Raw genomic sequence first — 26,735 nt, 5'->3', positions numbered from 1 at the left:
TCTCCTACATAACACGCACTATGTTCATCCACCTTAACGTTTACAGATTTTCTGCAAATGAGAGGCTTCGAACACTTCGATCCCCAACGGGGGAAAAAATCAGGCCGCTATAAATAACAGAAGGCAACGAGGTTGGCAATTATTCCTGACAGGTGCTTGACAAGCCTGTGAGGAAAAGCGTATTCGCGACCTGTATTTATGCCGCCGACGGCTAATAACAGGGTTATCCGAACTGGGTTTATCCGTTTAATGATTTCGTGACCAGCGGTAATCGTTCTGTGAGGCGGATACCCTCAGCAGAAAGTGCGGCACCGTAGCACATCACTTCTACACCTTTTTTCTGAACCTGCGTCAGCAATTCTGAGTAACGGGGATCAATATGGTGTGCAGCAGACACGCTTTCAATGCCTGAATGTAAAACAGCGAAGAAAAGTACCGCTCGCTGCCCCTGTTCTGCCATCGACTGTAACTCGCGCAAATGCTTCTGGCCGCGCAGCGTGACTGCATCCGGGAAGAATCCCTGACCTTCGTGCAGCAGCGTGACAGATTTCACTTCAATATAGCAGTCAGGTTGATTTTCTGCCTGTAACATCAAGTCTATACGGCTATTTTCGGTGCCGTATTTTACTTCCGCCGATAAATTACTGTAACCGGATAATTCCGGTATGCGACCGGCTTCTATTGCCTCGCGCACCAGCTGGTTTGCCCGCAGCGTATTCACGCAAATCCAGTGATGTTGCTGCGTTTCGGTCAGCTCCCAGCTGTGGGCATATTTACGTTTGGCGTTATCAGAGGTGGAATACCAGACGGTATCGCCCGGCGTGGCGCAACCGGTCATTGCGCCGGTGTTGGCGCAGTGCAGCGTGAGTTCACGGCCATCGGGGGTGATGACGTCTGCGAGAAAACGTTTGTAACGTTTGATCAGGGTAGCGGGTTGAAGCGCTGGCTCGAAATGCATGAGAGTTTCCGTATAAAAGAGATTCAGGTGGCCGGAATGTCAGCCAGAGGCCAGCTTTGCAGGCAGCGGTAACGGGTACGCCCGCGTTTGTAAGTCGATTCGTAAAGACTGAATTCTTCGGCGTCCAGTTGCCAGTCAGGCGTGGCGGGTGGGATCGCCACCGGTCGCGTGGCGCTGCGGTACAACGACACGTGCGGATGAAACGGCAGCGTACTCTGATGGCAGCCGTTACGCGCGGCGTGAGAGCGCAGCACCGAAGCCAGTTGCAGCAGCGCATTGGGCGCGCGCTTCGTGCCAATCCAGACCACGCCGGAACCCGGCCAGTGACCGATATCGTCCAGACACAGGCTAAACTTTTGCGCCTGAATGCGCCCGGCGATGCGGGTCAGCGCATCCGTTTTGAGTTCGCTGATTTCGCCCAGAAACGCCAGCGTAATGTGCAGGTTCACCGCCGTGACGGGGCGGCCGGTGTCCTGCGGAAAGTTATTGGCACGCCATTTGATGACCTGCTTTTGTAACTTTGCAGGTAACGCTAAGGCGAAAAACAGGCGGCGCTCGACAGACATATTCATTCCTGGTTTAAAAAAATCACGACATACCGGATCTGGCGCTAAATGCTACAATGCCCGCCGTTTAAAGTTAACTCTCATGGAGAATTCATTGTCTTCTTTGCCGGTCAGCGCCGTACTTGAACCGCTTTTAATCGCCCTTAAGCAGGCACCGCAAGTGTTACTGCTCGCGCCGACCGGTGCCGGTAAATCGACCTGGCTGCCGTTGCAGTTGCTCAAACAGGGCAATCTGCCGGGGAAAATCCTGTTGCTGGAACCGCGTCGTCTGGCGGCAAAAAATGTCGCTTTCCGTCTGGCGCAGCTGCTGGGCGAAACGCCGGGGCAAACCGTCGGTTACCGTATGCGCGCCGAAAGCAAAACCAGCGCGGCGACGCGGCTGGAAGTCGTGACTGAAGGCATTCTCACCCGCATGGTGCAGGCGGATCCTGAACTGACCGGCGTTTCGCTGGTGATCCTCGATGAATTCCATGAGCGCAGTTTGCAGGCCGATCTGGCGCTGGCGCTGCTGCTCGACGTACAAAATGCGCTGCGCGATGATCTGAAACTGCTGATCATGTCCGCGACGCTCGACAATCTGCGTTTATCGCCGCTGCTGCCTGATGCGCCGGTGATCGTCTCCGAAGGCCGCAGTTTTCCGGTTGACCGTCAGTATCTTTCCCTCGCCACCCACGAAAGGCTGGACGAAGGCGTTTCCCGCATGGTCAGCCGCCTGATGAGTGAAAATCACGGCTCAATGCTGCTGTTTTTGCCCGGCGTTTCCGAAATTACCCGCGTGCAAAATCTGCTTTCGGGCAAGGTGGCAGGCGATGTCGATCTCTGCCCGCTTTATGGCGCGCTCTCTTTAGAGCAGCAGCAAAAAGCCATTCAGCCTTCACCCGCCGGACGTCGCAAAATCGTGCTGGCGACCAATATTGCGGAAACCAGCCTGACCATTGAAGGTATCCGGCTGGTGGTCGACAGCGGTCTGGAGCGCAGCGCGCAGTTTGACCCGCGCAGCGGCCTGACGCGTCTCGTTACGCAGCGCATCAGTCAGGCGTCGATGACCCAGCGCGCAGGCCGCGCAGGGCGTCTGGAGCCCGGATTGTGCTGGCATCTGTTCAGCAAAGAGCAGGCGGAACGCGCCAGTGCGCAGGCCGAAGCGGAAATCCTGCAAAGCGATCTGAGCAGTTTCTGGCTGGAGTTGTTGCAGTGGGGTTGTCAGGATCCGGCGCAGCTTCAGTGGCTCGATGCACCGCCCGCGGCGGCGTTGTCGGCGGCAAAATACCTTTTACATCAGCTTGGCGCGACCGACGCTCAGGGCAAACTTACCGCCGACGGGCAGCGCATGGCGCAACTCGGCTGTGAGCCCCGGCTGGCGGCGATGTTGATTTCTGCGGCGCAGCAAAGCCCGGACGCGCTGGCGACGGCAGCGCTGCTGGCAGCCATGCTCGAAGAACCGCCACGCGGCGGGTTGCCGGATATTGATTACTGGTTCAGCCGTCCGCAGGGAAACTGGCAGCGGCGCGCAAAACAGCTGGCGCAGCGCACCGGCGGGAAAAGCGGTGATGCCGATTCGTCGCTCGCACCGTGGCTGCTGGCGCGCGCATTCAGCGACCGTATCGCCCAGCGACGCGGTGAAGATGGCCGTTATCTGCTGGCGAACGGGCTGGGCGCGTCATTGCCGCAGGACGACGGATTAACCCGCGCGCCGTGGCTGGTTGCGCCGCAATTATTGCAGGGCAACAACAGCCCGGACGCCCGAATTTTGCTGGCAATTTCGCTCGATATCACACAACTGCCTGCGCGGTTGCCGGACGTCGTGAAAGAGCAGACGGCGGTCGAATGGGATGAAGAAAAAGGGACGCTGCGCGCGTGGCGGCGCTGGCAAATAGGGCGTCTGGTGCTGAAAGCGAATCCTTTGGCAAAACCGGAAGATGCCGAGCTGCAACAGGCGCTGATCGACTGGATCCGAACGCAGGGTTTGCAGGCGCTGACCTGGTCGGTGGCCGCCGAACAATTGCGGTTGCGCCTGACCTGTGCGGCCAAATGGCTGCCGGAGGCTGACTGGCCAGCGATGGACGACGAGGCGCTGCTCGGCGGGCTGGAAAGCTGGTTACAGCCTTCTTTACAGGGCGTGCGTTCGTTAAAATCGCTGCAACAGGTTGATTTGCATGATGCCTTATTAAGGCTTTGTGACTGGCAACAACGTCAGCGTCTTGACGCCGCTTTACCGACGCATTACACCGTCCCGACTGGCAGTCGCCTGCCGATCCGCTATTATGCAGACCAGCCACCGGCGCTTTCGGTGCGGATGCAGGAAATGTTTGGCGAAGAACGCAGCCCTAAGCTTGCCGAAGGGCGCGTGACCGTGGTGCTGGAATTGCTGTCTCCGGCGCAGCGGCCTTTGCAAATTACCGCCGATCTCGCGGCGTTCTGGCAGGGCTCGTACCGCGAAGTGCAGAAAGAAATGAAAGGGCGCTACCCGAAACATCCGTGGCCTGACAACCCGGCTGAAGCAGCGCCGACGCGGCGAACCAAGAAGTATTCCGCGCAATAAGCGTGGCGACGAAATTGTTCAGGAAAGGTCGCTTTTTTTCAGACCTTTCTTCTGGAAGTTAACCAAAGCCGGGCACAGAGTAAGCGCCTTGCTGCCCGCGTTGCGGGATAAAAAAGTATCCGTTTGAATCGAATATGAAAATGACTCAGCTAAACAGAATCATTATGCAGAATAACTTTATGACGAACACAGCAGTACGTGGGGAGAATGACTGATGTCTGGCGATGATCGCGAGCCAATTGGCCGTAAAGGTAAACCCGCCGGGCGCAAGCCTGCGCGGACTCGTCCGGTTCGCCGCAGCCGTCGGGATGACGACTACGACGAATACGAAGAAGAGGAACTCGATGACGAGTATGAGGATGAAGATGATTACGAAGAAGAACGGGGATCTCGCATGAGCCGCAAAGCACCGCCGCGTAAAGCGAAAAAAGGCGGCAAGAAGAGCCTGAAACGCCGTATTTTCTGGCTGCTGGTCAAGCTGTTCATCGTCTTTGCCATTCTGCTGGGCATTTACGCGGTCTATCTGAACCGTGAAATCCACAGCCGTATCGACGGCGGTAAAGTCTGGCAATTACCGGCGGCCGTTTATGGTCGTCAGGTAAACCTTGAGCCGGATATGTCCATCAGCAAAGCTGAAATGGTCGGGCTGCTGGAAGGCACGCAATATCGCGAAGTGACGCGCATCACCCGTCCGGGCGAATTTACCGTTCACGCGAACTACATTGATTTACTGCGCCGTCCGTTTGATTTCCCGGAAGGCAAAGAAGGGCAGGTTAACGCGCGTCTGATGTTTGATGGCAACAGCCTGTCAGAAATTAAAAACCTGGATAATCAGCGTGATTTCGGGCTGTTCCGCCTGGATCCGCGTCTGATCACCATGTTGCAGGCGTCCAATGCTAACGGCGAACAGCGTCTGTTCGTGCCGCGTTCCGGCTTCCCGGATTTGCTGGTTGACACCTTGCTGGCAACGGAAGACCGCCATTTCTACGAGCACGACGGGATTAACTTCTATTCCATCGGTCGTGCTGTGGTGGCGAACCTGACAGCCGGTCATGCGGTGCAGGGCGGCTCAACGCTGACCCAGCAGTTGGTCAAAAACCTGTTCCTGACCAACGAACGCTCGCTGAGTCGTAAGGCGCGTGAAGCGGTGATGGCGGTCTTGCTCGACGCCGATTACAGCAAAGATCGCATCCTTGAGCTGTATCTGAACGAAGTGTATCTCGGCCAGAGCGGTTCTGATCAGATCCGCGGTTTCCCGCTGGCGAGCCTGTACTACTTTGGCCGTCCGGTGAACGAACTGAGCCTCGATCAGCAGGCATTGCTGGTCGGTATGGTGAAAGGCGCATCGCTGTATAACCCGTGGCGTAACCCGGCGATGGCGCTGCAACGTCGTAATCTGGTGTTGCGTTTGCTGGTCGATCAGAAAGTTATCGATCAGGAATTGTATGACATGCTGAGCGCCCGTCCGCTGGGCGTACAGCCAAAAGGCGGGGTGATTTCACCGCAGCCTGCGTTCATGCAGATGGTGCGTCAGGAATTGCAGGCCAAGCTGGGCGATAAAGTTCAGGACATGTCCGGGGTGAAAATTTTCACCACGCTGGATCCGATTTCTCAGGATGCGGCGGAAAAAGCGGTTGAAGAAGGCATTCCGTTACTTCGCAAGAAAAGCGGCCTGAACGACATCGAAACGGCGATGGTGATTGTTGACCGTTATACCGGTGAAGTGCGTGCGATGGTCGGCGGAGCGGAAACGCAGTTTGCCGGTTTCAACCGCGCCATGCAGGCGCGCCGTCAGGTCGGTTCTCTGGCTAAACCGGCGACCTATCTGACTGCGCTGTCGCAGCCGGATAAATACCGCCTGAACACCATTCTTGCCGACCAGCCGCTGAACCTGAAACTGGCGAACGGCCAGATCTGGTCGCCGAAAAACGATGACCATCAGTTCCGCGGTCAGGTTCTGCTGGTGGATGCGCTGGCGCGTTCCATGAACGTTCCGACGGTTAACCTCGGGATGGCGGTGGGTCTCGACAACATCACCAAAACGCTGATTGATTTGGGGATCCCGAAAGAATCCCTGAACCAGACGCCGTCGATGTTGCTCGGTGCAATCGCGCTGACGCCGATGGAAGTGGCGCAGGAATACCAGACCATTGCCAGCGGCGGTAACAAAGCGCCGTTGTCGGCGGTGCGTTCGGTGATTGCGGAAGACGGCACGGTCTTGTACCAGAGCTTCCCGCAGGCGGTACGTGTGATCCCTTCTCAGGCCGCTTATCTGACATTGTACGCAATGCAGCAGGTGGTTCAGGAAGGGACATCGCGCGCGCTGGCGAACAAATTCCCGAAACTGCATCTGGCCGCGAAAACCGGGACATCGAACGAACTGCGTGACAGCTGGTTTGCCGGTATCGACGGCAATCAGGTTGCAATCACCTGGGTTGGCCGCGATAACAACGGCCCGTCTAAACTGTGGGGTTCTACCGGTGCGCTGGTGCTGTATGGCCGCTATCTGGAAAACGGCACGCCTCAGCCGCTGGATCTGCAAATGCCGGAAGGTATCAGCCCGATGAATATCGACGGTGCAGGTAACTTTGTGTGTGGCGGCGGTGGCGGTATGCTGGGCGGTGGTACCGTACGTTCCATTCCGGTCTGGACCGATTCACCGGATGCTATGTGCCAGGCTTCTGTTTCTGCCGTTCAGCAACAACAACAGCAGCAGATTCAGCAACAACAGCAGCAACAACAACAGCAGCAACAACAACAGCCTCAGGGGCAGCAACCTCAGGCGCAGGACGAGAAGAAAGACAGCAACGGTGTTGCCGGTTGGATCAAGGACATGTTCGGTTCCGGCCAGTAACAAATTGTTGATTTCAGAAACATTAAAGGGCGCGATGAGAATCGCGCCCTTTTTAATTGTTATTCTTAACTCAAATTTCCCCGTCGTGTTTTACATTCCCGTCAGGTCTTTCACAACTCATTCCGTATAATTCATAGGCGTTTTTACCCATGTTTAACATGGGGATACTTTTTATTCATTCAGCCAATCTATGAGTCAAATAGGCTTGCAGAGCCCCGCGCAATGCGCATATTATGCGACGGTCATAATAATAATTATCGTTTACATTCCCATTACCACTCCAGAGATAATGCAATGGCTTCTCAATGCTCGCTTTCAAACTCAGTCCAAAAAGGCGCATTTAAGCGTCGGACGCTCGCGTTAACCATTACCGCCGTTCTGGGCTCCACCGCGTTTTACGCAGGTGCAGCAACCACAGCAACCGCGAAAGAAGATACGATTAATGTTACCAGTTCGGCGTCTGCGCAAGCCGGGCAGGAATCCGCATGGGGCCCTGCGGCGACCATCGCTGCAAAACACAGTGCGACCGGGACTAAAACCGATACACCACTGGTGAAAACCCCGCAGTCTGTTTCCGTGGTCACCCGCGAAGAAATGGACATGAAGCAGCCTGTGACGGTGAAAGAAGCGCTGGGTTATACGCCGGGTGTCTTCGCCAGCCGTGGTAGCTCCAACACCATTGATGCTATGGCAATCCGTGGCTTCACCTCTGTGAATACCAACCAGTATCTCGACGGTATCAAACTTCAGGGTGATAACTATTCTGAAGTGTCGATGGATCCGTACATGCTTGAGCGTGTTGAAGTGTTGCGTGGGCCGTCTTCCGTTTTGTACGGTAAAAGCAACCCGGGCGGCGTTGTCAGCATGGTCAGCAAGCGCCCGACCACTGAACCACTCAAAGAAGTACAGTTCAAAATGGGTACAGATAACCTGTACCAGACCGGTTTCGATTTCAGCGATGCCATCGACGATGCGGGCGTGTATTCCTACCGTCTGACCGGTGTGGCACGTAGTCAGGATGCGCAGCAGGAAATGGCGAAAGAAAAACGCTATTCCATTGCTCCGTCTTTCTCATGGCGTCCTGATGATAAAACTGATTTCACCTTCCTGAGTAATTTCCAGAACGATCCGGATGCGGGTTACTACGGATGGTTGCCACGTGAAGGCACCGTTGTGCCGTATTACGACGCCAATGGTAAAGCGCATAAACTGCCGACAGATTTCAACGAAGGCGAAGCGGGTAACCGCATGTCCCGTAATCAGAAAATGGTCGGTTACAGCTTCGCGCATCAGTTTGATGATACCTGGACAGTTCGCCAGAACCTGCGTTACACCAAACTCGATACGGAATATAAATCGGTTTACGGCTTCGGCTACCTCGGCAACGGCAACATTACGCGCAGCTATGTTCAGTCCAAAGAGAAGCTGGCAAACTTTGATGTTGATACGCAGGCACAAGCTAAATTCGGTACCGGTGATGTTGATCACACCGTGCTGGCAGGCGTCGATTACATGCGTATGCGTAACGATATTGATGCGGATTACGGCAGCGCAAGTAATCTGAATCTGGCGAATCCGCAGTACGGCAACGGCAATGTCTCGCTGTACTTCCCGTATGAGATCCTCAACCGTCAGGAACAAACGGGTCTGTACGTGCAGGATCAGGCGGAATGGAACAAGTGGATCCTGACCCTCGGCGGTCGTTACGATTTCGCGAAAAGCTCAACCTTTACCCGCACAACGAACACTTCTGCGCAGATCAACGACGAGCAGTTTACCTGGCGCGGTGGCTTGAACTACCTGTTTGACAACGGTATTTCTCCGTACTTCAGCTACAGCGAATCCTTTGAACCGACTGCCGGCGCGACCAAAGAAGGGAAACCGTTCGATCCTTCAATGGGCAAACAGTACGAAGCCGGGATCAAATACATCCCGAACGATCGTCCGATCAGCCTGACCGCGGCGGTATACCAGCTGACAAAAGACAAAAACCTGACCGCCAACCCTGCTGATGCCGCCTTTAGCGTTCAGTCTGGTGAAATACGTTCGCGTGGTGTTGAACTCGAAGCCAAAGCTGCGATTAACGCTAACATTAACGTGACGGCGTCTTATACCTACACTGATGCCAAGTACACGCATGACACCACTTTCGAAGGCAAACGCCCCGTTGAAGTACCGGCAAATATGGCGTCTCTGTGGGCGGATTACACCTTCCACGAAACGGCGCTCAGCGGCCTGACCGTAGGCTCCGGTGTGCGTTATGTCGGGGCCAGCTCCAGCTTCTACACAACGAACGGTGTAAATGCAGACAAAGCGAATGAAGCATTCAATGTCTCTTCATACACACTGGTGGATGCAACGGTGAAATACGATCTGGGTCGTTTCGGCCTGCCGGGTTCTTCCGTGGGCGTGAACATCAACAACTTGCTGGATCGTGAGTACGTTGCCAGCTGCTACCGCGATTACGCCTGTTACTGGGGTTCAGATCGTCAGGTTGTGGCAACAGCCACCTTCCGTTTCTAAAAGCTTTAAGAAGTTAAATCCGGGCACGCTGGTCGTGCCCGTTTCCAATTCACGTCCAGACGTCACGTAGAAAATCTTATGCCTGATAACAACGTACACCCGTCTTCATCGCTGCCTGACAGCGTCTTCCGCCTGCAAGAAGTCAGCTTTTCAGTGCCGGGGCGAACGTTGCTCGCGCCACTGTCACTGACCTTCCCGCAGGGGAAAGTGTGCGGGCTGATTGGCCATAACGGCTCCGGGAAATCAACGTTGTTAAAAATGCTGGGACGGCATCAGCCGGCGACGTCCGGAACGATTTATCTGAATGAAACGCCGCTGGCCCAGTGGGACAGCAAAGCGTTTGCGCGTCAGGTGGCGTATCTGCCGCAGCAACTTCCGGCCGCAGAAGGCATGACGGTGCAGGAACTGGTGGCGATTGGCCGCTATCCGTGGCACGGCGCGCTGGGGCGTTTTAAACATCAGGACAAAGAAAAAGTCGAAGAAGCCATTGCGCTGGTGGGCCTGAAACCGTTCGCACAGCGCCTGGTCGACAGCCTCTCGGGCGGCGAGCGTCAGCGTGCGTGGCTGGCGATGATGGTCGCACAGGACAGCCGTTGCCTGTTGCTCGACGAACCGACTTCCGCGCTGGATATCGCGCATCAGAAAGATGTGCTGGCGTTGATCCAGCGCCTGAGCCGTGAGAAAGGCTTAACCGTGATCGCGGTATTGCATGATCTGAATATGGCGGCGCGTTATTGCGATGAACTGATGGCATTGCGCGGCGGCGAGATGATCGCGCAGGGCGCGCCGGAAGACATGATGCGCGGTGACGTTCTCGAACAAATTTATGGTATTCCGATGGGCATTCTTCCGCATCCTGCGGGCGGTGCGCCGGTAAGCTTCGTATACTGATATGTCTGATATTCAACGTTATTCAGGGCTGACGCGCCGTCGTCTTTTACAGATGATGGCGCTGTCCCCGTTACTGACTTCCCTGCCAGCGCTGTCTGCCTCGCGCCCTGATCTGAGCCGCATTGTTACCCTCGAATGGTTACCTACCGAGTTGCTGATTGCGCTCGGCGTGATGCCGCTGGCGATTGCTGATATTCCCAATTACAACCTGTGGGTGGCGGAACCGCCGCTGGCGCCCGGCGTTATCGATGTCGGCCAGCGCACCGAGCCTAACATGGAGCTTATCCAGCAACTGAAACCTTCTTTGTTGCTGATAACGCAAGGTTATGGCCCGGACACCCAACAGCTGGAAACTATCGCGCCGGTGCTGGGTGTGAAAGCCAATGACGGCAGCGCGAAGCCGATGCAGCTGGCGATCAAATCGCTGCATAAACTGGCGGATATGCTCGGTTTGCAGGATCGCGCCGAACAACATTTGCAGGTGTACAACGACGCCATTGCGAAAACGCATGAGCTGATGAAACCGGTCGCGCAGCAACCGGTGCTGCTGATGACCTTTATCGACCCGCGCCACGTTCTGGTGTTTGGTCAGGGCAGCATGTTCCATGAAATCATGGGCGATGTCGGGCTGACCAACGCGTGGGGCGGCGAAGGCAGTTTCTGGGGCAGCGTGTCGGTAGGCGTTGAGCGCCTTACCCGCATTAAAAATGCCCGCGTGCTGTGCTTTGATCACGGCAGCGCAGACATCATGGATGCGGTTGCCAAAACGCCGCTGTGGAAATCGATGCCTTTCGTCCGTTCAAATCAGTTCAGCGTTGTCCCCGCCGTCTGGTTCTACGGCGCAACGTTCAGCGCCATGCATTTCTGTAAAATCCTGAACAGCACACTGGGGAGACCGGTATGAACCGCCGTTCACTCAGCGTTTCGCTGATCCTACTTTTAGTTCTGGCGCTGGCAGCCGGTGCGCTCAGTATTTACAACCTGCACCAGCAATTGCCTTATCACTTATGGCGCGGCGCGTTCTGGCAGCCGGACATCGACGATGTTCAGCAGATGCTTTTCCATTACAGCTCACTGCCGCGTATCGCCGTCGCGCTCCTGGCCGGTGCCGGTCTGGGGCTGGTCGGTTTGCTATTCCAGCAGGTATTACGTAATCCGCTGGCCGAACCCGCGACGCTGGGGGTTTCGGCGGGCGCACAGCTCGGCCTGACGATCGCCACACTCTGGGCGCTGCCGGGCGGCATGATCACTCAGCAGTTTGCTGCGATGACTGGCGCGGTGGTGATCGGCGGGCTGGTGTTCGGGATCGCATGGGGTAAACGCATGTCGCCGGTGACGCTGATCCTCGCCGGTCTGGTACTCGGCCTGTACTGCGGCGCGGTGAATGGCCTGCTCGGGATCTTCAACTATCAGAGCCTGCAAAGCCTGTATATGTGGAGCAGCGGTTCGCTGACGCAGCAGGACTGGGACGTCGCGACGTTTTTACTGCCGCGCGTGATTATCGTCTGGCTGCTGGCGTTCCTGTTACAGCGCCCGATGACGCTGCTCGGGCTGGATGACGGCGTCGCGAAAAACCTCGGTTTAGGCTTGTCGGCGGCGCGTCTGGCGGTGCTGGCGCTGGCGATCCTGATGAGTGCGCAGCTGGTCAACGCCGTCGGGATCATCGGTTTTATCGGCCTGTTTGCGCCGCTTCTGGCGAAAATGCTCGGCGCACGTCGCCTGACTGCGCGTCTGGTGATGGCCCCGCTGATTGGCGCATTGCTGCTGTGGTTCACCGATCAGGTGATGCAGTACGTGACGCAAATCTGGATGGAAATCCCGACCGGTGCCGCGACCGCGTTAGTCGGTGCGCCGCTGCTGCTGTGGCTGCTGCCGCGTCTGCGAAACAGCATGACACCGCCGCCGATGAATCAGGGCGACAATGTGCCCAATGAACGTCACCATCTGGTGCGTTGGGTTGCGCTGGCTTTACTGGTGCTTCTCGCCGGACTGGTGATCGCGCTGATGGTCGGGCGTAATGCGACAGGCTGGAGCTGGGAGACGGGCGCAGATTTGCAGGCGTTGCTGCCGTGGCGTTTACCGCGCGTACTGGCGGCGCTGGCGGCAGGGATTATGCTGGCATCTTCCGGCGTGCTGATTCAGAAACTGACCGGTAACGCGATGGCGAGCCCGGAAGTGCTGGGGATCAGCTCCGGTGCGGCGACCGGCGTCGTGGTGATGATGTTTATCGTTCCCGGCGATGCGTTTGTGTGGCTGCTGCCTGCGGGCAGTGCCGGTGCGGCGTTAACGTTGCTGGTGATTATGGTCGCCTCCGGCCTGCGCAGTTTCTCGGCGGAACGGATGTTGCTGACCGGCATTGCGCTGAGTACCGCTTTCACCACGCTGATGACGCTGCTGCTGGCCAGCGGTGATCCGCGTATGGGCGGTTTGCTGACCTGGCTTTCCGGTTCGACCTATTCAGTCACTGCGCCGATGGCGTGGCGAACGCTGGCGCTGGCCGCCGTGCTGATGGTCATCGTGCCGTTCTGCCGCCGCTGGATAAACATCTTGCCGCTCGGCAGCGTGACCGCGAAATCCGTCGGGTTGGCGCTGACGCCAACGCGTGTGGCGATCCTGCTGCTGGCCGCCGTGATGACGGCTGCCGCAACGCTGACCGTCGGGCCGCTGAGTTTTGTCGGGCTGATGGCACCGCATATGGCGCGCATGATGGGATTCCGCCGCGCCGTTCCGCAGTGGATGGTGGCAAGTATTCTCGGCGGTCTGCTGATGGTCTTCGCGGACTGGTGTGGCCGTATGGTGATCTTCCCAAACCAGATCCCCGCCGGTTTGCTCGCGACCTTCATCGGCGCGCCGTACTTTATCTATCTGCTGAGAAAGCAGGCGAGTTAACGTGTTTTGCTAATAAAAAAGGGGCCAGATGGCCCCTTTATGCCTTCTGCCAAATAGCGGCTTAAAGCTTAGCGAAACAACGGCGTGCGGCGTCGATGGTGCGCTGAATGTCTTCCTGTGTGTGGGCCAGAGACATGAAGCCCGCTTCGAACGCGGAAGGTGCCAGATAAATGCCTTCTTCGAGCATCATGTGGAAGAATTTCTTGAAACGCTCAACGTCGCATTTCATCACGTCCTGATAGCCCGTGACGGTTTTGGCATCGGTAAAGAACAGGCCAAACATGCCGCCGACGTGGTTCACCACGAACGGAATGTTCTCTTCTGCTGCGGCTTCACGTAAACCTTCCGCCAGCTGTGTAGTGCGTTCGGTCAGGGTCTGATGAACGCCTGGCTGTGCCACCTGCGTCAGGCAGGCGATACCGGCGGCCATCGCAATCGGGTTACCGGAAAGCGTACCCGCCTGATACACCGGGCCGGTTGGCGCCAGTGCTTCCATCACGTCACGGCGTCCGCCAAATGCGCCCACCGGCATACCGCCGCCGATGATTTTGCCCAGACAGGTCAGGTCAGGCGTTACGTCGTAATAATCCTGAGCACCGCCCAGCGCGACGCGGAAACCGGTCATCACTTCGTCGATAATCAGCAGTGCGCCGAACTCATCACAAATTGCACGCAGGCCCGGCAGGAATTCCGGCAGTGGCGGCACGCAGTTCATGTTGCCCGCGACCGGCTCAACGATGATACAGGCGATATCGTCCGGGAACTGTTCAAACGCCGCGCGGACCGAATCCAGATCGTTATAGGTGCAGGTCAGGGTATGTTTGGCGAAATCAGCGGGCACGCCCGGCGAGTTTGGCTGGCCGAGAGTCAGCGCGCCGGAACCGGCTTTCACCAGCAGGCAGTCGGCGTGGCCATGGTAACAGCCTTCGAATTTGACGATTTTATCGCGATGTGTGAAGCCGCGCGCCAGACGGATAGCGCTCATGGTCGCTTCCGTACCGGAGTTCACCATGCGAACCATGTCCATGCTTGGCACCAGTCCGGTGACCAGCTCGGCCATTTTGACTTCCATTTCGGTCGGTGCGCCAAAGCTCAGGCCGCGTTGCGCCGCTTCAATCACCGCATTGCGGATTTCCGCGTTGTTGTGGCCGAGCACCATCGGGCCCCACGAGCCGACGTAGTCGATATAGGCTTTGCCATCGGCATCAAACAGGAACGCGCCGTCTGCGCGCGCAATGAATAAGGGGACGCCGCCGACGCCGGAGAAGGCACGTACCGGCGAGTTAACACCGCCCGGGATTAGCGCTTGCGCCTGCGTGAACAGACTTTCTGACTTACTCATTATTCGGCTCCTGAATTGCTGGGTTCTGTATGTGATAAGAATGTTGATGCGCCCATTCTAGAGAAGTGAGCGGCGTTATCAAACCGTAAACCGTGCGGCATATTGTTGCAGATCCTGTCAGGCGGGCATTTTGTATGATTAAATCCATCAATCTTTCCCAACTCTTTCCACATAACCTTTCACCTAATGAATGAATCAGACTCTGAACATTTAGATAATCCGCGCCTGCGCGGTCCGCGTAAACGCAGTGAAGTGCTGCGCCTTTTCCTGCGCCGCGATAAGACGCCGGTGACGATTTTGATGGTCGCGGCGGTGGCCGGTACCGTCGCCGGGCTGCTCGGCGTAGCGTTCGAAAAAGCGGTGAACTGGGTAATGCACCTGCGCCTCACCGGCTTAGGATTTTTCAGCGATTACTGGATCCTGCTGTGGCCGCTGACCTTTGTGGTTTCCGCCGTGCTGGCGATGTTTGGCTATTACCTTGTGCGGCGTTTTGCCCCGGAAGCGGGCGGCTCCGGCATCCCTGAAATTGAGGGCGCGCTGGAAGAATTGCGGCCCGTTCGCTGGTGGCGCGTTATCCCGGTGAAGTTTTTTGGCGGGATGGGCACGCTTGGCGCCGGCATGGTGTTGGGCAGGGAAGGGCCGACCGTGCAGATGGGCGCAAACGTCGGGAAAATGATGGTGGATATTTTCCGGCTGCGCAGCGCCGAAGCGCGCCATTCTTTGCTGGCAACCGGCGCGGCGGCGGGGCTTTCGGCCGCTTTCAACGCACCGCTGGCGGGGATCCTGTTCATTCTCGAAGAGATGCGCCTGCAATTCCGGTACAGCCTGATTTCCATCAAAGCGGTGTTTATCGGCGTAATTATGTCGAGCATCGTCTTCCGCATTTTCAACGGCGATGGCGCGGTGATTGAAGTCGGGAAACTGGCGAACGCACCGCTCAACACGCTGTGGCTCTATCTGGTGTTAGGCATGGTATTTGGCGTGGTAGGCGTCAGCTTTAACGCGCTGATTTTCCGTACACAGGATATGTTTGCGCGCATTCACGGCGGCAATCTGAAGAAAATCCTGATTATCGGCGGCATTCTGGGCGGCTTTTGCGGGTTGCTCGGGCTGGTTCAGCCGGAAGCGGCGGGCGGCGGCTTTGCGCTGATCCCGCTGGCGGCGGCCGGGAAATACAGCCTGCTGATGCTGCTGTTTCTGTTTGTTGTCCGCGTCGCGACCACGTTATTGTGCTTCGCCTCCGGTGCACCTGGCGGGATTTTCGCGCCGATGTTAGCGCTCGGCACTTTGCTGGGCACCGCATTCGGCACCGCGGCGATGTACTTTTTCCCGCAATATGGCATTGAGCCCGCGACTTTTGCGATTGCCGGAATGGGCGCGTTATTTGCGGGCAGTGTACGTGCGCCGCTCACCGGAATTGTGCTGGTGCTGGAAATGACCGATAACTATCAGCTCATTTTGCCGATGATTATTACCTGTCTCGGCGCAACGCTGCTGGCTCAGTTTTTGGGGGGTAAGCCCTTGTATTCAGCCATTCTGACCCGCACCCTGCAACGGCAGGAACGTGAAAATGCCGAAAAAGCGGAAGCAGAATCTGAGACTAAAGGCACCATTAGTCAGGACAGCGCGACCAAAACACCCCATACTTGAAGCATTAACTCAGGTATAAGATAATGAGTACATTATTCAGACAGTCAATCCGGCGGCCTGAACAAATGCGGATTGGGAGCGAGAGATTATGAGCGAAGCATTGTTGAATGAAACTGCTGCGTTGCCGTTACAGTTTACTGAAAACGCAGCGAAGAAGGTGAAGAACCTGATTTCTGATGAAGAAAACCCGAACCTGAAACTGCGTGTTTATATCACCGGTGGTGGTTGCAGCGGTTTCCAGTACGGTTTTACCTTTGATGACAAAATCAACGACGGCGACATGACCATTGAGAAATCAGGTGTGGCGCTGGTAGTCGATCCAATGAGTCTGCAATATCTGGTAGGCGGCTCCGTGGATTACACCGAAGGTCTGGAAGGTTCACGTTTCGTGGTGACGAATCCAAACGCGAAGACCACATGTGGTTGCGGCTCGTCTTTCAGTATCTAACTGATTTGCCCGATTAAAAAAAGCCCGTTTGCTGATGCATACGGGCTTTTTTAATGGTTGATGGCGCACGCTGAGGTAAGTAAGCATTCACATGCAACTTACCATTCCACCGTCACCAGTTTGGAATCCGTGCTGATGCCCGGAACGGAAGCGAGCATCATTTCGCTGATGTGCGGCTGCATCATCGTGCGGCTGGCGCAGGTTACGGACGTGCCGGAGTGCGCCACATCAACTTTGCAGGTCGGTAAAATGGTCAGGCTGATGTGGATCTCGCCACTTGTCATGCCCGCGACCGCGACCAGCGGGCTCAAAGCCAGCAGCACGCTGAGGAGGAGTACTTTCATTAATATTTTTTCCTGCTGGTGTAATCACAATAAAAATCAGCCGGGGGCTGAGAAGGTTATCGGTAATGTTTTCGTGGCCTTTAATCCAAAATTCTTATGATTTGGATGCCAGTCATGCCTTTTAGTGACGTTATTTTTAACGTTCTGGCGTGACTTTTATTATTTCGTTTGTACAACAAAGAGATAATGTTCAAGCGGGGAAAGTGCACGAACCGGATAATTCTACGACAGGCATGTTACCAGATGACAGGGCTGCATTCTTGATTTTGGTTAATAAAAGAACAATTCGGAAAAGTGCCACAGCGCACAGATTTTGGCAGGAAGACGTTTTGTTAGTAAGCATTCACCTTTAAGGCAAGGCAGCAAGCTGAGGGCAGAGCTGTTGTGCTGCCAGCAAAATACGTGGCCCCGCGCGGCTGAACCAGTCTGGCTCGAGTGCGATAACCTGCGCATTGAGCAGGGAATGCCAGTAGCCTTCAATGATCGCTTTTTGCGATTTTCCTCCCGATATAACAATAACCTGTGGCTGACGGCTTAAAACCTGCTCCCGGCTGACCTGAGGCCACGGAACACGGCTGTCGGCGAAAACGTTTTTTGCGCCACAGACTTCCAGCACTTCACTTTGCATTGTTGCGGATGAGGCGGTAAACAGCGGCTGAGTGCCGAACTGGATAAATACCGGAACCGGCTTTTCGCGGTGATACTTTTGCTTCAGCGCCTGCCATTGCTGGCGAAAATCACGGGCTGCCTGCTGAGATTTTGCAGGTTCCGGGCTGTAGGCTGCCAGCTGTTCCAGCGCCTTTGCCACATCTTGCGCATTCTGCGGATCGAGATAAATGACCCTGATGCCCAGAGACGTGAGCTGATCAAGCGGACGCTGTGGATTACCGCCGCGCCAGGCGAGCACCAGATCCGGTTTTAGCGTCACAATGCGCTCGACATTGATTCCCTGCCAGTTCGCGACCTGCTCAAGCTTGCTGGCCTGAGGCGGGAAGTCGGAGTAAGCACTAACTCCGACCAGCCGATCGCCCATGCCCGCAGCAAACGCCAGTTCTGTCAGATTAGGCGCGAGGCTGATCACCCGCTGCGCCGGTGCCGCAGTCGCCATCAGGGGCAGCGACAGGCAGATCAGCAAAAGACAGAACCGGCGCATCATCACTCTTCGGAAGCAGCCAGTGCTTTCAGCATGGCATCAACCATCAGCGTGGATTGCTGTGCAGCAACCACCAGGAACTCTTCAAAGCTCAGGTGAGATTCGGTGTCTGCGACGTCAGAAATGGCACGCACAACCACGAAAGGCGTGTCGAAAAGATGGCAAACATGGCCAATTGCGGCAGCTTCCATTTCCACGGCAGCGACGTTCGGGAAGGTGGCACGAATGCGGGCCAGAGGCGCTGCACCGTTGATGAATGCGTCACCGCTGCACACCAGACCGCGCACGGCGTTCAGGTCCAGCTCGCGGATACAGGTTTCAGCCAGTTCGATCAGGAAAGGTGCCGCCACGAAAGCTGCCGGGCAACCCGCCATCTGACCCGGCTCATAACCAAATGCAGTCACATCCGCGTCGTGGTAGCGAACTTCATCGGAAACCACGATATCGCCGACTTTCAGCGTTTTCGCCAGACCACCGGCAGAACCGGTATTGATCACCACATCCGGGCGGCAATGTTCCAGCAGCAGCGTCGTACCCATCGCCGCAGACACTTTACCGATGCCAGATTTCAGCAGCGCGACGTCCACACCGTTCAGCTGACCGGTATAGATTTCGCAGCCAGCACGCTCGATAGTCTGACGGTTGATGATTTTGTCGCGCAGCAGGGTCACTTCCTGCTCCATTGCGCCAATAATGCCTACTTTCATATGAATACTCGCAGATTGGGGTGAAATGAACCGCAGCAGGTGCGGAATTGACGGTTTAATAACGAAAACAATGTGCGATAGTCTATCATGGCTAAAGGGAAGAGATAATGCGTTTGGGCCGTGGGTTTTGTTACGCAAAACGCGGGCTGGCCGGGCGCGTGAGTGGCTGAAAAGGTGGGAAATCATGTCCGGGATCGATTTTAAAGCGAAATTCAATTTTCAGCGCCCGTTTAGCGCCCCGATTGAGGCGCGGGATGCATATGATGTCGTCCGGCAGTTTGAGAGCGACCGGGGACGTATTATCAATTCTGCCGCCATCCGCCGTCTGCAACAAAAAACACAAGTCTTCCCGCTGGAGAAAAACGCCGCCGTCCGCAGCCGCCTGACGCATTCCCTCGAAGTTCAGCAGGTGGGGCGCCACATTGCGAAAGAAATCCTGCACCGCCTGCGCCGTCAGGGCAAGCTCGAGGTTTACGGGCTGGACGACGTGACCGATCCGTTCGAAAGCGTGGTTGAAATGGCCTGCCTGATGCACGACATCGGCAATCCGCCTTTCGGGCATTTCGGCGAGTCGGCGATTAATAACTGGTTCAAAAAGCGCATGGATATCGAAAGCTGTGGCGAAACGCCGCCGGAAACCGATTCCTGTCTGGTGGCCTGTTTGCGGCTGACGCCGGACGAGGCGGCGCTGAATCAGCTGCGCAGTAAAATCCGTTACGACCTCAGCAATTTTGAAGGCAATGCTCAGGCCATTCGCCTGGTGTTTACGTTGCTCAAACTCAATCTGACCTACAGCCAGACCGCCTGCATCCTGAAATATACCCGTCCGGCGTACTCAATGAACCGCCTGCCTTCGCACGATTATCTGATGAAAAAGCCCGGTTTTTATCTGGCTGAAGAAACGTTCATCAAAGAGCTGCGCAGCGAACTCGGATTAGGGGAGTTCAACCGTTTCCCGCTGACCTACATTATGGAAGCCGCAGACGATATTTCTTACTGCATCGCCGATCTGGAAGATGCGGTTGAGAAAAATATTTTCAGCGTCGAAGAACTCTATAAATATCTGACGCGTGAATGGGGCGACATTGAGAAGAATGACATCTTCGATAAAGTGGTTCGCACCGCGTATGAAAAAATGGATAAAGCGAAAACATTCCGTAATCCGGTGGATTATTTCTTTATGGAACTTCGCGTTCAGACGGTTAAACAGCTGGTGCCTCACGCGGCGCGCAGATTCATTGATAATATAGAAGATGTTTATCAGGGAACCTTTAATCATGCGCTGCTCGAAGATGATAGCCAGGCGAACCGTTTGTTAGAGATTTATAAATCCGTCGCATTCAAACAGGTATTCAACCACCCGGAAGTCGAGGAGCTGGAATTACAGGGTTACCGGGTGATCAGCGGATTACTGGATATTTACAGTCCGTTGCTGGATATGCCATTGTCTGATTTTAGCCAGCTGGTTGAGGAGGATACGCACAGGAAATATCCTATAGAAACCCGTCTGTTGCATAAGATTTCTGCCAAACACCGTCTGGCGTATAACAATGCCGTCGTGGCGCTCGAAGGCGCAGGCGTTTCGGAATTTTCCGCGCAGGAGTTCTATTACCGGGCGAGAATGATTCAGGATTATATCAGCGGCATGACAGATCTGTATGCGTACGATGAATATAGACGTCTGATGGCGGCAGAATAATTTACCCGTCATACTTCGCATTGCAGATGCGTTGGCCGCATTCAGTCGCCCAAATCACTGACTACAGTCAGCTCATCGGGACTTCTTCAATTGCCGCCTTCCTGCAATACGAATTATTTAGGGTAAAAGTTAAGGGTTAAATTTAAACGTCTTTTATTTTCTTTACGAAACTGTCCGAAAAAGCGCCATTTGTAAATAATGACAATACTTTTTTACCATTGTCAGTATGACCCTGATGAACTTCACGCTATTAATACCATCTCAGTATCACGACTACCAAGCAACGCGACTATTTTGGTTGCCACAATAATTTTAAGAGATCCTGAAAAATGAAAAAATCGACTTTATTCCTCAGCGCGTTAGCGTTAAGTGTTGGTATGGCAATGGCCCCGGTTTCGTCTGCTCTGGCTGCCGAAACCGCATCTTCGAGCACCACACAGCTGCCAAGCCTGGCACCGATGCTTGAAAAAGTGATGCCGTCCGTGGTGAGTGTGAACGTTGAAGGCAGCGCGCCGGTGAAAACACCGCGCATGGGCCAGCAGTTCCAGCAATTCTTTGGTCAGAACTCTCCGCTGTGCCAGGACGGTTCGCCGTTCCAGGGCTCCCCGGTTTGTCAGGGCGGCGGTCAGGGACCTGACGGTCAGCCAGCCCCTGAACAGAAAGAAGATTTCCGTGCGCTGGGTTCAGGCGTGATTATTGATGCGGATAAAGGTTATGTTGTGACCAACAACCACGTTGTTGATAACGCGACAAAAATCAGTGTCCAGCTGAACGATGGCCGTAAGTTCGATGCGAAAGTGATCGGTAAAGATCCACGTTCTGACATCGCGGTTATTCAGCTGCAAAACGCCAAAAACCTGACCGCGATTAAGATCGCCGATTCCGAGCAACTGCGCGTGGGTGACTACACCGTGGCGATCGGTAACCCGTATGGTTTAGGCGAAACCGTGACATCCGGTATCGTGTCTGCGCTGGGACGTTCCGGCCTGAACATCGAAAACTATGAAAACTTCATCCAGACGGATGCGGCGATCAACCGCGGTAACTCCGGCGGCGCGCTGGTTAACCTGAACGGTGAACTGATTGGTCTGAACACGGCGATCCTGGCACCGGACGGCGGCAACATCGGTATCGGCTTTGCGATCCCAAGTAACATGGTGAAAAACCTGTCCAAACAGATGATCGAATTCGGCCAGGTGAAACGTGGCGAACTGGGCATCATGGGTACCGAGCTGAACTCCGAGCTGGCGAAAGCGATGAAAGTAGACGCACAGCGCGGCGCATTCATCAGCCAGGTCATGCCGAAATCTGCCGCAGAAAAAGCGGGCATCAAAGCGGGCGATGTGATCCTGAGCATGAACGGCAAGCCAATCAGCAGCTTCGCGTCGTTCCGTGCGGATATCGGCACCATGCCAATCGGCACCAAAGTGACGCTGGGTCTGCTGCGTGAAGGTAAACCGGTGAACGTTGACGTGACCATTGAGCAAAGCACGCAAACGCCTAAAGTGGAATCCGGCAACATTTTCACCGGCATTGAAGGTGCTGAGCTGAGCAATGGCACCGCGGGCGACCAGAAAGGCGTGAAAGTTGACGAAGTGAAACCGGGTTCAAAAGCCGCGAGCATTGGCCTGAAAAAAGGCGATGTGATCCTGGGCGTGAACCAGCAGAAAGTCGCTAACTTAGGCGAGCTGCGTAAAATTCTGGATACCAAGCCGTCTGTACTGGCGCTGGATATTCAGCGTGGTGACTCTTCAATCTACCTGCTGGCGCAATAATCCGCAGATAGTCCTCACAAGGCACGCTCCGGCGTGCCTTTTTTTATGCTTTTTTCTCCCGATCCGCGCCTGAATTTTCTTGGGCATTTGCTTAAAAATGTGACCTTACCCGCAACTTCAATAGGTGCTTTCGCTCTTTGGGCATTTGCATAATGTGTCGGCGTAAGCCGCTGGGTATGCTGGTCTGACAACGATAAAACAGGCAAGGCAGGGGATCATGTCAGCGTATCATCTTGATGCAAAGCTGGCGCAACAGATTGTTGCCCGAACAATGCAAATCATTGATAGTAATGTGAATGTCATGGATGGACGGGGAAGAATAATCGGTAGCGGTGACGATCAGCGTCTTGGCGAATTGCACGAAGGTGCGCTGTTGTCCATTTCGCAGGAACGTATTGTCGATATCGATGAAGGTGTTGCACGGCATTTGCACGGAGTGCGTCCGGGTATCAACCTGCCGCTGCGCATAGATGGCCAGATTGTCGGCGTGATTGGCCTGACCGGCAACCCGTCGCAGCTGCGTCAGTACGGCGAACTGGTGTGCATGACCGCCGAAATGATGCTTGAGCAGGCGCGTTTGTTACATATGCTCGCGCAGGACAGCCGTTTGCGCGAAGAACTGGTGCTGAACCTGATCCGCGTGGACGAACTTTCCCCAGCGTTAATGGAGTGGGCGCAGCGTCTGGGCATTGACCTGAACCGTCCGCGCGTGGCGGCGGTGGTCGAAGTCGACAGCGGCCAGCTCGGCGTGGATTCCGCGATGGCGGAGCTGCAACAGCTGCAAACCTTACTGACCACGCCGGAGCGCGATAACCTGATCGCGATTGTTTCGCTCACCGAAATGGTGGTGCTGAAACCGGCGCTGAACAGCTACGATCGCTGGGATCCGGACGGTCACCGGCAGCGAATCGATCATCTGTTGTCGCGCATGACCGAAACCGGTCGTCTGCGCGTCCGTATTTCCCTCGGCAACTTCTTCAGCGGCCCCGGCAGTATTGCCCGGTCGTATCGCACCGCGAGAACCACCATGACCGTCGGCAAGCAGCGCATGCCCGAGCAGCGTTGCTACTTCTATCAGGATCTGATTTTGCCGGTGCTGCTCGACAGCCTTCGCGGCGGCTGGCAGGCCGATGAACTGGTGCGGCCGCTGGCGCGTCTGAAAGCCACCGACGGCAACGGATTACTGCGGCGTACACTGGCGTCGTGGTTTCATAATAATGTGCAACCCACGGCAACGTCTAAGGCACTTTATATTCACCGTAATACGCTGGAATATCGTTTAAACCGTATTTCGGAATTAACCGGTTTGGATCTGGGGAATTTTGACGATCGCCTGTTGTTGTATGTGGCACTTCAATTAGATAACGATCAGGTTTAATTAATCTGTGCGTCCTGAAAGTATTTCTTTAGCGGATATTTTCAGGACGAAATTGCCGAATTTAATTAAACGTGACGTCAATCACAAGCCATTCTATTTTCGTGAACTGACTCGCATGGTACTGGGCATTCGCCTCAAGATAAATGCAAACCGCTTTCCATGCTTGTCACTTTGCCTAATGAGTTGGTTTCCGGTTGTTCTTATACTGGCATTCTTCCTTCCTCTCTGAACCCTACAGTTCTGTGGCTGGCTGGAATGACTTATACCTTGGGGTATTTGCATCACTCTCAATTCCGGAGAACATCATGGAAACAATCGTTTCATCAGCCAGTGCCGTGAAAAAAAGAACTAATGCGCGCTACTGGATCGTGGTGATGTTATTTATCGTCACATCATTTAATTACGGCGACCGCGCGACGTTATCTATTGCCGGGTCGGCAATGGCGAAAGATATCGGTCTCGATTCTGTCGGGATGGGATATATATTTTCGGCATTTTCCTGGGCCTACGTTATCGGACAAATACCCGGTGGCTGGTTACTGGATAAATTCGGTTCCAAAAAAGTTTACTTCTACAGTATTTTCATCTGGTCATTATTCACATTGTTGCAAGGGTTCGTCGATATATTCAGCGGCTTTGGCATCGTAGTTTCCCTCTTCGTATTACGTTTCCTGGTCGGCCTGGCTGAAGCGCCTTCTTTCCCGGGCAACAGCCGGATTGTTGCGGCATGGTTCCCGGCACAGGAACGCGGAACAGCGGTTTCGATTTTTAACTCCGCACAGTATTTCGCTACCGTGATTTTTGCCCCGATTATGGGCTGGCTGACACAGGCCGTAGGCTGGTCACACGTCTTCTTCTTCATGGGCGGACTGGGGATCATCCTGAGCTTTATCTGGCTGAAAGTGATCCACGATCCAAAAGATCATCCGGGCGTCAATCAGGCCGAACTCGACTACATGGAAGCCGGTGGCGCGCTGATCAATATGGATCAGAAAGCCACTAAAAAGGCGAAAGTCAAAGGCGAGAAAGCCTCACAGCTCAAACAGTTAATGAAATCGCGCATGATGATCGGCATCTATATCGGCCAGTATTGCATCAATGCGCTGACTTACTTCTTCATCACCTGGTTCCCGGTTTATCTGGTTCAGGCGCGCGGAATGTCCATTCTTAAAGCGGGCATGGTGGCGTCGGTTCCGGCCATTTGCGGCTTCCTCGGCGGCGTGCTGGGCGGGATTATTTCCGACTGGCTGATGCGCAGAACCAACAACCTGACGCTGTCACGCAAAGCGCCGATCGTTATCGGTATGCTGCTGTCGATGTCGATGATTGCCTGCAACTACGTCGATACCGAATGGATGGTCGTCGGGATTATGGCGTTCGCCTTCTTCGGCAAAGGGCTGGGCGCGCTGGGCTGGGCGGTTATGGCCGATACCGCACCGAAAGAAATCAGCGGGCTGAGCGGCGGGCTGTTCAACATGTTCGGTAACGTTTCCGGCATCATCACCCCGATTGCGGTCGGCTACATTATCGGTACCACCGGTTCGTTTAACGGCGCACTGATTTTCGTCGGGATCCACGCCCTGCTCGCCGTCATCAGCTACGTCTTTATTGTCGGCAAAATTGAACGTATCCAGTTGAAACCTCTCGTATCTGCCACCGCAGGAAAAGGAGCATCACGATGAGTACGCAATCTTCTCCGGTCATCACTGATATGCAGGTTATTCCTGTGGCCGGTCACGACAGCATGCTGATGAATATCGGCGGCGCACACGGTGCTTACTTCACCCGTAACATCGTGATTCTGACGGACAGCGCCGGGAACACCGGCGTGGGCGAAGCGCCGGGCGGCGAAGTGATCTACAACACGCTGGTGGAAGCCATCGCGCAGGTCAAAGGCCAGGAAGTGGCGCGGATGAACCGGCTGGTGCATCAGATTCACGTGGGTAATCAGTCGTCGGATTTCGATTCGTTTGGTAAAGGCGCGTGGACGTTCGAGTTGCGCGTCAATGCGGTGGCGGCGCTGGAAGCTGCGCTGCTGGATCTGATGGGTAAATTCCTCGGCGTGCCGGTGTGCGAACTGCTCGGGCCGGGCAAACAGCGCGACGAAGTGACGGTGCTCGGTTATCTCTTCTATATCGGCGACCGGCAGAAAACAGATTTACCGTATCAGGAAGGCGCGCGCGGCGTTCACGACTGGTATCACCTGCGTCATCAGAAAGCGATGAACAGCGACGCCGTGGTGCAGCTGGCGGAAGCCGCGCAGGATCGCTACGGCTTTAAAGATTTCAAACTCAAAGGCGGTGTACTGCCCGGCGAGCAGGAAATTGACGCGGTGAAAGCGCTGGCAAAACGTTTCCCGGATGCGCGGATTACCGTCGATCCGAACGGCGCGTGGCTGCTCGATGAAGCGATTGATTTATGTAAAAACCTGCACGGGATCCTCAGCTATGCGGAAGATCCGTGCGGCGCGGAGCAGGGTTTTTCAGGCCGCGAAGTGATGGCCGAGTTCCGCCGCGCCACCGGTTTGCCGGTCGCCACTAACATGATTGCCACCAACTGGCGCGAGATGCAGCACGCCGTGATGTTGCAGTCCGTCGATATTCCGCTGGCGGATCCGCACTTCTGGACCATGCACGGCGCGGTACGCGTGGCGCAGTTGTGCGATGAGTGGGGCCTGACCTGGGGCTGCCATTCCAACAACCATTTCGATATTTCTCTGGCGATGTTTACCCACGTTGGCGCGGCCGTACCGGGTAAACCGACGGCGATTGATACGCACTGGATCTGGCAGGAAGGCAACCAGCGCCTGACCAAAGAGCCGCTGCAAATCGTCAACGGGAAAATAAAAGTGCCGGAGAAACCGGGGTTAGGGATTGAGATCGACATGGATCAGATCCACCGCGCCCACGAACTGCACAGAAAACTGCCGACCGGCGCACGCAACGATGCGGCGGCGATGCAGTACCTGATCCCCGGCTGGACATTTGATCGCAAGCGCCCGGCGATGGGCCGCTGATTA

The 26,735-nt window shown here is 55.4% G+C and carries 19 protein-coding genes; 13 read left to right on the top strand and 6 right to left on the bottom strand.

All coding sequences use genetic code 11. From position 1 onward, the window contains the following. Positions 1–238 precede the first annotated feature (238 nt). The gene (gene sfsA, locus IV433_RS07690) at positions 239–958 is read right to left on the bottom strand and encodes a DNA/RNA nuclease SfsA (protein WP_195813758.1); all 720 of its coding nucleotides are present in this window, start codon (positions 956–958) and stop codon (positions 239–241) included. A 23-nt stretch (positions 959–981) separates the two neighbouring features. Then, positions 982–1,524, bottom strand: a complete 543-nt coding sequence (gene thpR, locus IV433_RS07685; RefSeq protein ID WP_195813759.1) for an RNA 2',3'-cyclic phosphodiesterase — start codon at positions 1,522–1,524, stop codon at positions 982–984. A 94-nt stretch (positions 1,525–1,618) separates the two neighbouring features. Here thpR and hrpB point away from each other — a divergent pair, with 94 nt between their 5' ends. The 6 genes from hrpB to fhuB all read left to right on the top strand — a co-directional run bounded on the left by hrpB (position 1,619) and on the right by fhuB (position 13,220). Next, positions 1,619–4,063, top strand: a complete 2,445-nt coding sequence (gene hrpB, locus IV433_RS07680; RefSeq protein ID WP_195813976.1) for an ATP-dependent helicase HrpB — start codon at positions 1,619–1,621, stop codon at positions 4,061–4,063. 214 nt (positions 4,064–4,277) lie between these two features. Then, on the top strand, positions 4,278–6,917 hold the full coding sequence (gene mrcB / locus IV433_RS07675) for a bifunctional glycosyl transferase/transpeptidase (protein ID WP_195813760.1): 2,640 nt from the start codon (positions 4,278–4,280) through the stop codon (positions 6,915–6,917). Between the two features lie 294 nt (positions 6,918–7,211). Then, complete coding sequence (fhuA, locus tag IV433_RS07670; protein WP_195813761.1) at positions 7,212–9,440, top strand: ferrichrome porin FhuA; 2,229 nt, start codon at positions 7,212–7,214, stop codon at positions 9,438–9,440. A 78-nt stretch (positions 9,441–9,518) separates the two neighbouring features. Then, a complete protein-coding gene (gene fhuC, locus IV433_RS07665) occupies positions 9,519–10,331 on the top strand; it encodes a Fe3+-hydroxamate ABC transporter ATP-binding protein FhuC (RefSeq protein ID WP_195813762.1) in 813 nt (270 codons plus the stop codon). 1 nt (position 10,332) lies between these two features. Continuing rightward, positions 10,333–11,235 (top strand): Fe(3+)-hydroxamate ABC transporter substrate-binding protein FhuD, encoded by a 903-nt coding sequence (gene fhuD / locus IV433_RS07660; RefSeq protein WP_195813763.1) that lies wholly within the window; start codon positions 10,333–10,335, stop codon positions 11,233–11,235. Further along, the gene (gene fhuB / locus IV433_RS07655) at positions 11,232–13,220 is read left to right on the top strand and encodes a Fe(3+)-hydroxamate ABC transporter permease FhuB (protein WP_195813764.1); all 1,989 of its coding nucleotides are present in this window, start codon (positions 11,232–11,234) and stop codon (positions 13,218–13,220) included. Before fhuD ends, fhuB begins: the two co-directional genes overlap by 4 nt. Positions 13,221–13,281: 61 nt before the next feature. Here the strand turns inward: fhuB and hemL are convergent, their stop codons facing one another. After that, complete coding sequence (gene hemL, locus IV433_RS07650; RefSeq protein WP_195813765.1) at positions 13,282–14,562, bottom strand: glutamate-1-semialdehyde 2,1-aminomutase; 1,281 nt, start codon at positions 14,560–14,562, stop codon at positions 13,282–13,284. A 186-nt stretch (positions 14,563–14,748) separates the two neighbouring features. Between hemL and clcA the strand changes: the two genes are divergently transcribed. Both clcA and erpA read left to right on the top strand, forming a co-directional pair. Next, positions 14,749–16,212 (top strand): H(+)/Cl(-) exchange transporter ClcA, encoded by a 1,464-nt coding sequence (clcA, locus tag IV433_RS07645; protein WP_195813766.1) that lies wholly within the window; start codon positions 14,749–14,751, stop codon positions 16,210–16,212. An 88-nt stretch (positions 16,213–16,300) separates the two neighbouring features. Next, positions 16,301–16,660 (top strand): iron-sulfur cluster insertion protein ErpA, encoded by a 360-nt coding sequence (gene erpA, locus IV433_RS07640; RefSeq protein ID WP_369825840.1) that lies wholly within the window; start codon positions 16,301–16,303, stop codon positions 16,658–16,660. Between the two features lie 98 nt (positions 16,661–16,758). Here erpA and IV433_RS07635 read toward each other — a convergent pair whose 3' ends face one another. From IV433_RS07635 to mtnN, 3 genes are all read right to left on the bottom strand, one after another. Then, positions 16,759–17,004, bottom strand: a complete 246-nt coding sequence (locus tag IV433_RS07635; protein WP_152327667.1) for a hypothetical protein — start codon at positions 17,002–17,004, stop codon at positions 16,759–16,761. Positions 17,005–17,353: 349 nt separating this feature from the next. Next, the gene (gene btuF / locus IV433_RS07630; RefSeq protein ID WP_195813767.1) at positions 17,354–18,160 is read right to left on the bottom strand and encodes a vitamin B12 ABC transporter substrate-binding protein BtuF; all 807 of its coding nucleotides are present in this window, start codon (positions 18,158–18,160) and stop codon (positions 17,354–17,356) included. Continuing rightward, a complete protein-coding gene (gene mtnN, locus IV433_RS07625) occupies positions 18,160–18,864 on the bottom strand; it encodes a 5'-methylthioadenosine/S-adenosylhomocysteine nucleosidase (protein ID WP_195813768.1) in 705 nt (234 codons plus the stop codon). Before mtnN ends, btuF begins: the two co-directional genes overlap by 1 nt. A gap of 184 nt (positions 18,865–19,048) precedes the next feature. On the opposite strand from mtnN, the gene dgt reads away from it, so the two are divergent. From dgt to IV433_RS07600, 5 genes are all read left to right on the top strand, one after another. Beyond that, entirely contained in the window at positions 19,049–20,563 is a 1,515-nt protein-coding gene (dgt, locus tag IV433_RS07620; RefSeq protein WP_195813769.1) for a dGTPase, read from the top strand. A gap of 329 nt (positions 20,564–20,892) precedes the next feature. Further along, the gene (gene degP / locus IV433_RS07615; RefSeq protein WP_195813770.1) at positions 20,893–22,338 is read left to right on the top strand and encodes a serine endoprotease DegP; all 1,446 of its coding nucleotides are present in this window, start codon (positions 20,893–20,895) and stop codon (positions 22,336–22,338) included. A 217-nt stretch (positions 22,339–22,555) separates the two neighbouring features. Further along, positions 22,556–23,716 (top strand): CdaR family transcriptional regulator, encoded by a 1,161-nt coding sequence (locus tag IV433_RS07610; RefSeq protein ID WP_152327672.1) that lies wholly within the window; start codon positions 22,556–22,558, stop codon positions 23,714–23,716. Positions 23,717–24,021: 305 nt separating this feature from the next. Next, positions 24,022–25,398: an MFS transporter gene (locus IV433_RS07605; RefSeq protein WP_195813771.1), complete on the top strand. Its 1,377-nt coding sequence runs from the start codon at positions 24,022–24,024 to the stop codon at positions 25,396–25,398. Next, positions 25,395–26,732: an enolase C-terminal domain-like protein gene (locus tag IV433_RS07600; RefSeq protein WP_195813772.1), complete on the top strand. Its 1,338-nt coding sequence runs from the start codon at positions 25,395–25,397 to the stop codon at positions 26,730–26,732. The genes IV433_RS07605 and IV433_RS07600 overlap by 4 nt, the downstream gene beginning before the upstream one ends. The last annotated feature ends 3 nt before the right edge of the window (positions 26,733–26,735 follow it).

The organism is Rahnella laticis (assembly GCF_015644585.1).
Classification (GTDB): Bacteria; Pseudomonadota; Gammaproteobacteria; order Enterobacterales; family Enterobacteriaceae; genus Rahnella; species Rahnella laticis.
Note: the sequence above shows the minus strand (reverse complement) of the source record. Positions and strands in the feature narration are given on the sequence as shown.